Source organism: Acidobacteriota bacterium, from assembly GCA_034211275.1.
Taxonomy (GTDB): domain Bacteria; phylum Acidobacteriota; class Thermoanaerobaculia; order Multivoradales; family JAHZIX01; genus JAGQSE01.
Genome location: JAXHTF010000215.1, coordinates 1 through 10,807 on the forward strand (window position 1 = coordinate 1; position 10,807 = coordinate 10,807).

The 10,807-nt window shown below is 64.8% G+C and carries 13 protein-coding genes and 2 tRNA genes; 4 read left to right on the plus strand and 11 right to left on the minus strand.

Annotation, left to right across the window (positions count from 1 at the left end; translation table 11 throughout):
* Nucleotides 1–158: 158 nt before the first annotated feature.
* Nucleotides 159–827 carry a tol-pal system protein YbgF gene (gene ybgF, locus SX243_22230; protein MDY7095703.1) on the plus strand — a complete coding sequence of 223 codons (669 nt, stop codon included), beginning with the start codon at nucleotides 159–161 and terminating at the stop codon, nucleotides 825–827.
* 63 nt (nucleotides 828–890) lie between these two features.
* A complete protein-coding gene (rpsT, locus tag SX243_22235) occupies nucleotides 891–1,157 on the plus strand; it encodes a 30S ribosomal protein S20 (GenBank protein MDY7095704.1) in 267 nt (88 codons plus the stop codon).
* Nucleotides 1,158–2,065: 908 nt separating this feature from the next.
* Here the strand turns inward: rpsT and lptE are convergent.
* The 9 genes from lptE to SX243_22280 form a co-directional block, all read right to left on the minus strand.
* Nucleotides 2,066–2,557: an LPS assembly lipoprotein LptE gene (gene lptE / locus SX243_22240; protein ID MDY7095705.1), complete on the minus strand. Its 492-nt coding sequence runs from the start codon at nucleotides 2,555–2,557 to the stop codon at nucleotides 2,066–2,068.
* A gap of 68 nt (nucleotides 2,558–2,625) precedes the next feature.
* On the minus strand, nucleotides 2,626–3,666 hold the full coding sequence (locus SX243_22245) for a transglutaminase-like domain-containing protein (GenBank protein MDY7095706.1): 1,041 nt from the start codon (nucleotides 3,664–3,666) through the stop codon (nucleotides 2,626–2,628).
* Between the two features lie 44 nt (nucleotides 3,667–3,710).
* Nucleotides 3,711–4,349, minus strand: coding sequence for a transcription antitermination factor NusB (gene nusB, locus SX243_22250; protein ID MDY7095707.1), 639 nt, complete (start codon nucleotides 4,347–4,349; stop codon nucleotides 3,711–3,713).
* Nucleotides 4,350–4,355: 6 nt separating this feature from the next.
* Entirely contained in the window at nucleotides 4,356–4,835 is a 480-nt protein-coding gene (gene ribH, locus SX243_22255; protein ID MDY7095708.1) for a 6,7-dimethyl-8-ribityllumazine synthase, read from the minus strand.
* A 135-nt stretch (nucleotides 4,836–4,970) separates the two neighbouring features.
* Nucleotides 4,971–5,047 (minus strand) — tRNA-Pro (locus tag SX243_22260).
* Between the two features lie 59 nt (nucleotides 5,048–5,106).
* Nucleotides 5,107–5,550 (minus strand): MerR family transcriptional regulator, encoded by a 444-nt coding sequence (locus SX243_22265; protein MDY7095709.1) that lies wholly within the window; start codon nucleotides 5,548–5,550, stop codon nucleotides 5,107–5,109.
* Between the two features lie 6 nt (nucleotides 5,551–5,556).
* Nucleotides 5,557–5,895, minus strand: a complete 339-nt coding sequence (locus SX243_22270; protein MDY7095710.1) for an HU family DNA-binding protein — start codon at nucleotides 5,893–5,895, stop codon at nucleotides 5,557–5,559.
* Nucleotides 5,896–6,130: 235 nt separating this feature from the next.
* Entirely contained in the window at nucleotides 6,131–7,498 is a 1,368-nt protein-coding gene (der, locus tag SX243_22275; protein MDY7095711.1) for a ribosome biogenesis GTPase Der, read from the minus strand.
* Nucleotides 7,495–7,965 carry an IMS domain-containing protein gene (locus tag SX243_22280; protein ID MDY7095712.1) on the minus strand — a complete coding sequence of 157 codons (471 nt, stop codon included), beginning with the start codon at nucleotides 7,963–7,965 and terminating at the stop codon, nucleotides 7,495–7,497. Before SX243_22280 ends, der begins: the two co-directional genes overlap by 4 nt.
* Before the next feature lie 249 nt (nucleotides 7,966–8,214).
* On the opposite strand from SX243_22280, the gene SX243_22285 reads away from it, so the two are divergent.
* Nucleotides 8,215–8,301, plus strand: a tRNA-Leu gene (locus SX243_22285).
* Nucleotides 8,302–8,329: 28 nt separating this feature from the next.
* Here the strand turns inward: SX243_22285 and fabG are convergent.
* Nucleotides 8,330–9,067, minus strand: coding sequence for a 3-oxoacyl-ACP reductase FabG (gene fabG / locus SX243_22290; GenBank protein ID MDY7095713.1), 738 nt, complete (start codon nucleotides 9,065–9,067; stop codon nucleotides 8,330–8,332).
* A gap of 368 nt (nucleotides 9,068–9,435) precedes the next feature.
* Between fabG and SX243_22295 the strand changes: the two genes are divergently transcribed.
* Nucleotides 9,436–10,161: a redox-sensing transcriptional repressor Rex gene (locus SX243_22295; protein ID MDY7095714.1), complete on the plus strand. Its 726-nt coding sequence runs from the start codon at nucleotides 9,436–9,438 to the stop codon at nucleotides 10,159–10,161.
* Here the strand turns inward: SX243_22295 and SX243_22300 are convergent.
* Entirely contained in the window at nucleotides 10,056–10,703 is a 648-nt protein-coding gene (locus SX243_22300) for a hypothetical protein (GenBank protein MDY7095715.1), read from the minus strand. The two genes, SX243_22295 and SX243_22300, sit on opposite strands and share 106 nt — an antisense overlap.
* Nucleotides 10,704–10,807: the final 104 nt, after the last annotated feature.

Sequence of the window (10,807 nt, forward strand, 5' to 3'; positions counted from 1 at the left end):
AGGCTATCTCAACAACAATTAAACGTCCTCACAGGCTGTCCGAGAAAATTCCAAAATCTCTATCTAGATAACCTAAGTTCCCCCACAACTTACGAACAACAAGAACGCCTGACTAGCTCCAGGGAATTCAGTCCCAGCTGGCGGACTTGCAGCGGCAGATGCTGCAGCTGCAACGCCAGATGCCTACCAAGGAAACCGTGGAAGCCTTGGAAGCGCAGCTCGCCCGACAGGAAGAGGCGCTCACCGAGGCCCAGGCAGAGGAGAAGTTGCGTCTCGACGGCTTGGCCGCTCAGCTCGACCAGCTGAAGACCAACCTCGAGGACGGCAATTACCGCCTCGCCCAGCTTTCCCAGCAGATCGCTGCCACCAACCAGGAGCTCAAGGCCGCCCGCACCAGCGTCAGCGCCCCTCCTCCACCGGCAGCCCCCAGCCTTCCGCCGCAGGATCCCCAGGCCCTCTATCGCTCGGCCTACAACGATTATCTGCGCAGCAATTTCGACCTGTCGATCCAGCAGTTCCAGGAGTACATCGCGGCCTTCCCGGACACGGATCTTTCCGACAATGCCATCTACTGGCTGGGCGAGTGTTATTACCGCCAGGGCAAGTACCGGCTGGCCATTGGAGAATTCGAGAGTCTGCTGGACCGCTTCCCCCGAAGCGACAAGACGGCGAGCGCGTTGCTCAAGAAGGGCTACGCCTATCTGGAGCTCAGCGAGCGCTCCCAGGGAGTGCTCCAACTCCAGCACGTGATTCGAGAGTACCCGGGTAGCGACGAGTCGAATCTGGCCCGCCAGCGGCTCCGCGACCTCGGGGTTGACAGTCGCTGAAGAACTTTGCTACTTTCCGCCGGTGTCGCACCGGCGTGCGGCATTTTTTTTGACGGAGACACCATGGCTAATTCGAAGCAAGCAGAAAAGCGCATCCGCCAGAACGAGAAGCGCCGGATGCACAATCGCTCTTATCGCTCCCGCATGCGCACGCAGATCAAGAGGCTGCGCGCCGCCGTCGCGGAGAACGATGCCGAGACCGCTCAGAAGCTCCTGCCGGAGACCCTGAAGGTCATTGATTCCACGGCCCAGAAGAACGTCATCCATCGCAACACTGCGGCGCGCTACAAGTCCCGCCTGAGCAAGGCCGTCCAGGCCCTCGCCAGCTGAGCAGGACCCATCCCGCCGTCGTCGCTGATCCTAGCGGCGAACGTGCTTGAAGGAGCCGCTCGATGCTTTTCATGCATTGGGCGGCTTTTTCTATGGCCTTCTGCTGCGGGCCCTCCCCCACCAATTCAAGGATCGACAAGCACCTTCTAGCCCGGGGGCGTGGGCAGTCGGGCTCTGTGGTGGGCGAAGACGCCCATCCTCGAATCCCGCAGCCCACTTCACACCACCTGGGGAAGACGGGGCTCTTGGGAGGAGTGAGCGGGTGTGGAGCCGCTCAATGAACGGATCCGTTGAACTCAGCGATTCCACTCTGGACCAACTCATCCCCCACGATCCGTAAGCCACTACCGGTGTGGTGAGGGAGCGAGATCCGAGGATGGCCCCCTGGCCACCGCAGGGCTCGACTCCCGAACGCCCCGCACAATCCTTGCCCTGCTCCTTCTGGCGAGGCCCTACCCGAATAGTTGAAAGCTCTCGAACGAGGCCCTACTCGAATAGTGGCCAGGCCTCCAATGAGCGAGGAACGACTAGCCCGGGGGCGTGGGCAGTCGGGTTCTGCGGTGGGCGAAGACGCCCATCCTCGAATCCCGCAGCCCACTCAGACCACTCGTGGTGGACGGAGCTCTTGGGAGGAGTGAGCGGGAGTGGAATCGTTGAGTCAGCCGATGGTGCCCGGAGGCATGGACGCAGGAAGGAGCGGTACCCCGACGTTCAGCTCTTCCCCACTGGGACCGTCTACCACTGCCGGTGTGAGGAGGCAGCGAGACCCGAGGATGGCCCACTGGCCACCGCAGAGCTCGACTGCCGACGCCCACGGGATCATCGGACCTCGTTCAGAGAAGCAAGACTGTAATTGTAGGGTGGCCGCCAGCCCACCACGCCTCGAGAGGCCCTAGAAATGAAGGCTCTTAGAACCCTTCCAGCAGATCGCTCACCATCGTCTCCGCCAAGCGCCGGGAGACTTCTTCGATGGTTTGATCCTCGCGGTCGAAGTAGGCCTCGTTGCCGGCTTCCACCGGGTACGACTCGCGGAACTGGTAGCGGTCGTTGCGCCAGATGACTTCCGGCTCCTCATCCTCGGTTTCCGGGATGCGCTGGAAGATCACCTGCACGATGAGGGAGATTTCGTACTCCTGGGCCCGGCCCGTATTCTGGTCGAAGGTCACCGGCGTCGCAGCGTAACCGACCACGGCGCCTCGGATCTCCGCGTCCGCACCGGCGCGGCTGTTGAGCACCGTGAAGCGCTGCCGGGTCACCAACTCGTCGGTGATCGCCTGGGTCAGGAGCTGCTCCACCTGAGAGCGGCTGGTGCGGTTCTCCAGGGGCTCGATATACACCTGCTGAATATCCGCCGGCAAATTGCTCGCCCGACCCACCAGGGTGTAGCCACAGCCCGTCATTGGAAGCAGCGAAAAGCTCAATCCAAGGAGGCCCAATGCGATCAGACCCCGTCTCGCCGCGGTGAAATTCAGGATCCGTCGCCGGATGGCGCTGCGCATGGTCGTACTCCCTCTCTTGAATGGTGGCCGGCGAGGCACTCCGGAATCCGGAGCTCCACCCGCCGGCGATCGTTGATCAACAGCTCACCTTCCGCCACCGGCAGACCGTGGTTCCACAACTTGACCGTGTAAAACCCCGGCTCCACTCCCGTGAACGTGGCGTTGCCGGCGGTCAGGCGCAAACGCCGGCGCAATCCTTCGCCCTCCAGCCAGGCTTCGGCGTCCTCGCCCGCCGACGCCTCCTGGGGCTGCCAGCGGATGCGCACCGCCCCCGCCAGCTGGCGAGGAGAATTCTTTCGCGCCGACACCGTCCCGGCCGCATGATCGTAGCGGTCGATGGGCCAGAGATCCGGACTGCGGAGGATCGGCCCGAGGCGTTGGGGCAGATCCTCCGGGGCTCGCGGGGAGCTCAACGGCAAATACGTCGCCGGTACGAAATGATGGCTCGCCATGGGGTCACTGAACACCCAGCCGCGGTCCGGATAGAACACCTCGATCCAGCGGTGGAAGCCTACCGGAGGAGCCGCTTCTCCACCGAGATTCGGAGACTCTAACAGCAACCCCGCAACCTCCCGGGCTTCGATACCCACCGCGTCCAGCAAGCTGACCGCCAACCGTGCCGAGCCCGTGCAATAAGCTTCACGACGCTCCAACACAGCTTCCGGGCTTTGGTCGGCCTGCCTGTCCAGGTGATAGCGAACATTGTCCGAGATCCAGCCGAGAATCCGAGACACCGCGTCATAGCGGCTCTCGGCACCCGCCGTCAGGGCTCGGCTCAAACGCTGCACAGCGGTCCTGGGGAGCCGCTCAGGAGCTTGAAACGGGTAGTCGCTAACCAGGGGTTGGACATCCACCGTGACCCGTGCACGGCCGTCCTCCACCTCCAGGCGGTAGCCATTGTTCTGGTACGAAGAAATCGGGGCGTCCACCGGTAGTGATACCTCTAGCCGATCCTGCCCCGCCACCGCCACTGCCGCCCAGCTCGCCGACGCCGGTGCCAGCAAGGTCACCAGCGCCAGAGTCGCCCCTGTGGCGAGAGATCGGCAGTGCCAGGTCAGGACATCCTCCCGGGGAAGGTGTGGCGCCGGAGCAGGCCGTCCAGCAGGCCGTTGACAAAGCGTCCTGAATTCTCTGAGCCGAAGCGCTTGGCGAGCTCGATGGCTTCATCCACCACCACCAACTTGGGAATATCCAGCTCGTAGAGCAGCTCGTAGACCGCCAGCCGCAGGACGTTGCGGTCCACCACCGGCATGCGCTCGAGGCGCCAATTATCCGCCTGCTCCGAGATCAGCTCGTCGATGCGCTGGCGATTCTCCACCACCCCGTTGACCAGAGTCCGGGCGTATTCGAAGGACTCCTCCAGCTGACCGCGGCGGCGACGGACCTGATCGCGGCCTTCGGTGGTCACGGAGCCGGTGGCGGGACCGCGGGTGGCGACGGAAACGCCGCCGTCCTGGTTCTGCTCCCGAGCCTTGGTCCTCGAAGCCGAGCGCACCGGAGCCGGGTCCGGCGCCGTAGCGGCGGCACCATCGGCACCCGGCGCATCACCTTCCGGCTCGTCCTGGATGAGCAGAGAGTTGAGATCGAAAGTGCGGAAGATCTGAGCCAGATCGCTGCCACCGACGTCCCGCTGATAGAGCATTTGGACCGCCATTTCCCGAGCGGTCCGGCGCTTGCCCGCAATCGTGGTCATAGGGTCTTAGGACGAACGAAGCCGGTGGCTGAGGTCGACCATCTCGAGGGCGGCGGCGGCGGCCTCCCATCCCTTGTTGCCCGCCTTGCCGCCGGCGCGCTCCTGGGCCTGAGAGGGATTGTCGCAGGTCAGCAAGCCGAAGCCCACCGGCACTCCCCGGCGCAAGGAGACCTCGGCGACACCGCTGCTGCATTGGGCACAAACATAGTCGAAATGCGGAGTCTCACCGCGGATTACCGCGCCGAGGGCGACCAGGCCGTCCGGCCTTTCCGCCTCGACCACCTGGTCCAAGGCTAGAGGAATCTCCCAGGCGCCGGGAACTCGCACCACGTGCAGGTCGTCGGCCTCCACACCATGGCGCAGAAGGCAGTCCACGGCACCGTCGATGAGGCTCTCGACGATGCGGCTGTTGAACCGCGCAGCGACGATGACGAAGCGTCTGGAGGCGCCACTGAGATGGCCGTTGGTTTCTCGTATCCTGCTCATGGGAATACCCTTAGGGCGAGTCAGTATAGGAGCCCGCTAGAAGCTCTGTCAACCGTCCGTAGGAAGCCCGGAACCAGGTCGTTGAGACCGGGACCGAACGTTCGAAGCGACGCCGTGAAGGCCGGGGGATTGGATTGGTCGGGACGCCGGGATTTGAACCCGGGACCACCTGAACCCCATTCAGGTACGCTACCAGACTGCGCCACGTCCCGATGAAAACTGAGGAAACGACCGGCCGCTATGGGGATTCCGCGAAGGAGACCACAGGGGCTCAACCGGCCGATGGGCGAGACTCCAGGAGATCGAGGATCTCACGGCTTTGCTCGAGCGCATGCTCGATCCCGCGCCGAAGGGTTTTTATCCTCTTGGCCCGGGCGGTGTCAAGGGCAGAGGCCGCCACCGCCACCCCGTCTTTCACAACTTGGGATGCGGTATCGTCCAGCGCCTCCGCCCCGCCGGCGGCCAGCTCCGCCTCCAACCGCTTCTTGGCACCGGCGATGGTATAGCCCTCTTCGTAGAGCAGATCTTTGATCCGGCGGATGATGGCGAGCTCCTCCTCGCCATAGACCCGCTGCCCGGAACGACTCTTGTTGGGATTGAGGGCTGGGAACTCGGTCTCCCAATAGCGCAGCACATAAGGCTGGATGTCCAACTTCTTACACGCTTCGCCGATCTTGTAGAAGATCCGCTTCCGTTGCTTGCCGCGGGGGGCCATGGACGGCTACTCCTCGTCCGTCTCATCGCCGCGGCGAACCGCGCGGCGCAGCCGTCGGGAAGGGCGGAAGCTGAGTCCCTTGTGAGGAGGGATGTAGAGCTTCTCACCGCTGGCGGGGTTGACTCCGAGACGGCCCGGCCGGGCAGTGACCTCGAAGGTGCCGAAATTCATGATGCGCACCGGACGGCCATCCCCAAGGCTCGATTTGACGGTGGTGAAGATCTTGTCGACGATCTCCGCCGCTTCCCGCTTGGTGAGGCCGCCATGGCGATCATAGACCTCGTCGACCAAGCGCGCCTTGGTCAAGGAGGAGCGCTGCCGACTGCCTTTCTTCGAATTAGCCACGTCGTTTTTCGCCGGGGTCCCTGCTCTACTGGAAACTCTAACTTCGGTGGAGGTCTTACGCCGGAGGCGCTACCGAAGACGCAGAATCCGCCGCGAAAGGGGGGAATCTTCGCCGGTAATAAAGTAGACCGATGGCAGAATTATAGGTGAACACACACTACTGCACAAGCACATGAAGGAACCCTCCGGGGATTGATTTGCCGAACCCCCGGGGAGGTTCCGAGGAGCAGCGGGGCTACCGCTTGCGGATCACCAGCCGGATGGGAACCCCCGGCAGCTCGAGCTCTTGCCGCAGCCGATTCTCCAGGTAGCGCCGGTAGTTGTGGCGCAAGGGCAGCGACTGGTTGGCGAAGACCATGAAGGTCGGCGGACCGGTAGAGACCTGGGTGGCATAGAAGAGCTTCCACGGCCGTTTCTTGACCAGCGGCGGCGAGTTGCGCCGCACCGCCTGCTCGAAGAGGCGGTTGACCTCGGCGGTGGGCAAGGTGGTTTGGTAGGCCTCCAGAGTCCGCTGCAGAGCCGGAAAGAGCTTGTCCACTGCCCGGCCGCTGAGAGCCGAGGTATTGACCCGTGGCGGCGAGGCGAGGATCTGGTCCAGCCGGGGCCAGCCCTTCTCAAGCTCCTCCCGAGCCTCATCGTCGAGGAGATCCCATTTGTTCACCGCCACCACCGCCGCCCGACCCAGCTCCCAGATGGAGCCGGCGATGGCGAGATCGCCGGTGGTGATGCCGGCGGCGGCGTCCACCACCAGCACCGCCAGCTGGGCTCGCTCGATCTGGCGCCGCGCCATCATCACCGCCAGCTCCTCCGCCGCGCCGGTGACCTGACTGCGCCGCCGGATACCCGCGGTGTCCACCAGTAGATACCGTTCGCCCGCGTGCTCCACCACCGAGTCCACCGGATCCCGGGTGGTCCCCGCCACTGGAGAAACCAGCACGCGGTGGGCACCGACGATGCGGTTGACCAGGGATGATTTGCCGACGTTGGGGCGACCGACGATGGCCACCGCCGGGAGATCCGGATCGACAGCTTCGCCGGCCGTGTCCGGGAGGCGTTCTCCCAGCAGATCGTGGAGGTCACCGACGCCGACGCCGTGCTCGGCGGAGACCAGCACCACGTCGGGAATGCCGAGACGGTGAAACTCGTCGAAACGCTCCTGAGCCTCTCGGGTGTCGCCTTTGTTGACCACCAGCACCGCCGGCTTGCCGCTTCGGCGCAGATGACTCCACACCGTCTCGTCGGCACTCACCAGCCCCTCCCGGCCGTCCACCACCAGCACCAGCAGGTCGCTCTCCTCCACCGCTAGCTCCACCTGCTGGTTGAGACCGATGGGATCGTCTCCGGGTACCAGACCACCGGTGTCCACCAGCGCACACACCCGTCCACCATCGAGCTCCAGATGAGCCGTGATGCGGTCCCGGGTGACTCCCGGCTGGTCGTGGACGATGGCTTGACGCCGCCCCACCAGCCGGTTGAACAGCGTCGACTTGCCGACGTTGGGGCGGCCGACGATGGCCACCGTGGGGGTCGGCCCGGGCGCGCTGGGTGCGCCGGACGGTGCGTCTGAGGAAGCGCCGGAAGAAGCGCCTTCGGCTTGGCTCATTCGAGGGTTTGCTCGAGCTCACGGGCGAGGATTTGCCACTGCTCGCCGCGCCGCTTGAGCTGATATTTGACGCGATTGCTCTGTCCCAGCTCCTCGCTCAGGACCGTCGAGCTGCCGGTGGGAAAGACCCGCAGATCCCAGACCTCGACGGTGGTGGCGAAGGCGTTGCTGTGGTTCCAGATCTGCACGTCTTCGAGGGTCAGCTCGCGGAACGTCGGCTCCACCACTTTGCCCTCGTCTGCCAGCTCCGAGACCCGGGTGTACACCCGCGCCAGCTCCCGCTCGGCAGCGAGCTCCCGCAGGGGCTCGATATTGCCGCTCTCGTAGGCTTCGGAGAGCAGCGGCAGATAGGCCCGCAGCGTGCCCTCGATCTGGCTGCGGTCTTCGTCGGTCACCGTGGCGCCACCGCAGGCGACGAGCCCGCAGCAGAGCAAGAGGCAGAGGGAGATCAGAAATTTCTTGGCCATGGCAAAAAGTGTAACAGTGGTTGTCGCTCCTTCACTGCATTGGACTCCGACGCCGGTGGTTCGGTTCCCGGGGGCGGTGCTCCCTGCGGTGCTCCCGGCTCGGGCCGAAAGCGCCGCAAGGAGCCCAGCGAAAGACGCCGCCAGAATCTACCACTAAGGCCGCTCCCCCAAGCAGATCCGGAGCAGATCATTCTTCGTCCACGAAGGGTTTGACATGCGGTGAGCAAGGGCCGTACAATCTCGCCCGGCGCGAAAGTGGCGGAATTGGTAGACGCGCAAGATTCAGGTTCTTGTGCCCGAAAGGGTGTGGGGGTTCGAGTCCCCCCTTTCGCACCATCCTTTCTTCCCTCGACAACCAGGAGCTTTAAGCGGTGATCATCCCGCCGTCGATGCGTAGCGTCTGGCCGGTGATGTAGCCCGCCTCCTCCGAAGCCAGAAAGGTCACCAAGCTCGCCACTTCCTCGGCGGAGCCCAGGCGACGTAGGGGGATCTGCTGCACGTAGGCCTCGAGCTTGGCCGGGGGAATCTCCTGCAGCATCTCGGTGTCGATGAATCCCGGGGCCACCGAATTGGCGGTGATGCCGTAGCGCGCCAGCTCCAGAGCGACGGATTTGGTGAAGGCGATGAGGCCGCCCTTGGCCGCGCTGTAGTGGGTCTGACCCAGATGACCGATGACGCCGCTGGCGCTCGCAAGACTGATGATCCGCCCCCAGCGCCGGCGCACCATGCTCTTGACCAGACCGCGGGTGAGCAGGAAGGGGCCACGGAGGTTGACCTCCTGGATCGCATCCCAATCCTCCGCCGACAGGAAGGCCAGCAGGCCGTCCTTGGTGAAGCCAGCGTTGTGCACCAGCACATCCACCCCGCCAAGCTCCTGTTCCAGCCGCTTCGGCAGCTCCAGTACCTGCTCCTCGGCCCCCAGGTCCAGCTCCCAGGCATGGCCGCCGATCTCCTCCGCCACCGCCTGCGCCGCCTCCCCCTGGCTGCGGTAGGTCAGCACCACCCGATGCCCCGCCGCCGCCAGCGAGCGGGCGACGGCAGCACCGATTCCGCGGCTGCCGCCGGTCACCAAAGCAACCCGCTGCTCTCTTTCCTTTCCCATCCTCTCCTCTCCCGGCGCTATTCGAATGTAGGGTCCTAGTCGGAACTTGGCGAAGACTCCGAGGCACCCATCGCAGGCTCGAGCCGTAGCGGAAGACCGCGCGGAACTGTCTGAGCGTTAGCGAGTTTTCCGCGCGCCGCGGAGGCTCGACGGCCTGCGATGGCCAGCAGTGCCGAGGCCTGAGCCAATTCCGACTAGGAACCTACCCCGAGAGCGCCTCCTCTTGTGCCCTCCTAGGGCGTTATGACATTCTGTGATTTCCGAGTGCTCCCCTGGACCTGCTCGGTAGCAAAGATCCAGCAGCCGCTGGAGGCTATCAGCCTTCCGCCGCCGCTGGAGCCAGGCCCAGTCGGAGACCAATCCTTACGATGCCGTCCAAGTCCGCCCTCCCATCCGACGTCTCCCCCCTGACCCTCAACCGTCTCTGTCTCTACCTGCGAGCCCTTCGCCGGCTGCACGAAGACGGGGTCGAACGCATTTCCTCGAAGGACCTGGCCCGGCGCTTCAACCTCTCCGCGGCGCAGATTCGCAAAGACCTGGCGCAATTCGGCGGCTTCGGCATCCGCGGCGTCGGCTATGACGTCGAACCTCTGATCAGCCGGCTGACGGCGATCCTGCGGCTCGACCGCCGGCATCCCATCATCGTCGTCGGCATGGGGAATCTAGGGAGCGCCCTGGCCTGCTATTTGGGCTTCAACCACGGAGCCTTTGACGTCGTCGGAGGGGTCGACAACGATCCCCGGCGAGTGGGCAGCCTGGTGGGGGACCTGGAGGTGCGGCACACCGACGAGCTGGCCCAGCTGGTGCGGGAAACCCAGGCGGAGCTGGGAGTGCTGGCGGTGCCCGCTTCGGCGGCCCAAGAGAACTATGATCTGTTGGTGGCGGCAGGGGTGCGGGGAGTGCTCAACTTCTCCCCCGCCCATGTCAACCCTACTCCTCAGGTCCCGCTCAAAGACGTCGACCTGCGCGTCCACCTCGAGGAGCTGGCCTACTTCCTACCCCCGACCCTCGCCGGCTCCGCCGAAGACGATGTCTCGGAAGAAGGCACCTCGGAAGCTGGAGCCCCGGAAGCTGGAGTCTCTGGCAGCGACTGAGGGGCCTCCTCGTCGGCCGGCGACCGGAGGTGGAAGGGTCCGACCTCCATCTCGCCCCGAAAGGGCCCCTCCAACACCGTCATCCACCGGCCCCGGTAGAGCACTTCCGCCGGTGGCAGCGGCAGGCGCTCCCCAGGGAAGCCCGCCAGCACCCACAGCACCCTGCGAGTCTCCGCCGGTACGACGACCTCCTCGCCGCCGGCTTCCAGCGGTTGGTGCCCGCGGAGCTGCAGGGAGAGCTCTTCGTCCGGCGCCAGCATCACCAGCGGGTACTCCGGCGCGTACCACTGAAGATGGCGATGCCAGGGGTAGAGATAGCCCTCCGCGGCAGCGCCCCCGGAGCCGGCGAGCTCGAGGGTGAGGAGCAGGGTCGAGGACGGGTCCCGTTGCTGCACGATCTCCAGGGTGGCGTCCAAATCCTCCTCGTACTCCCGGATGGTCTCGGGATGGAATTCGTGCAGCACGAAGGCCAGGATCCGGGGCTGATCCGGTCGGCGGTCCGGAGCCCAGAGGAAGATTCCGGCCCCCGCCAGCACCGACACGGACCTTCGCCGAAGGTCTTCTGGAATTTGGCTTCGTCGCCCTGCCAATAGTCCGAGGTTACGGCACTCAGGCCCACGTTGAGGCCCTTGGAGTCCATCACGAA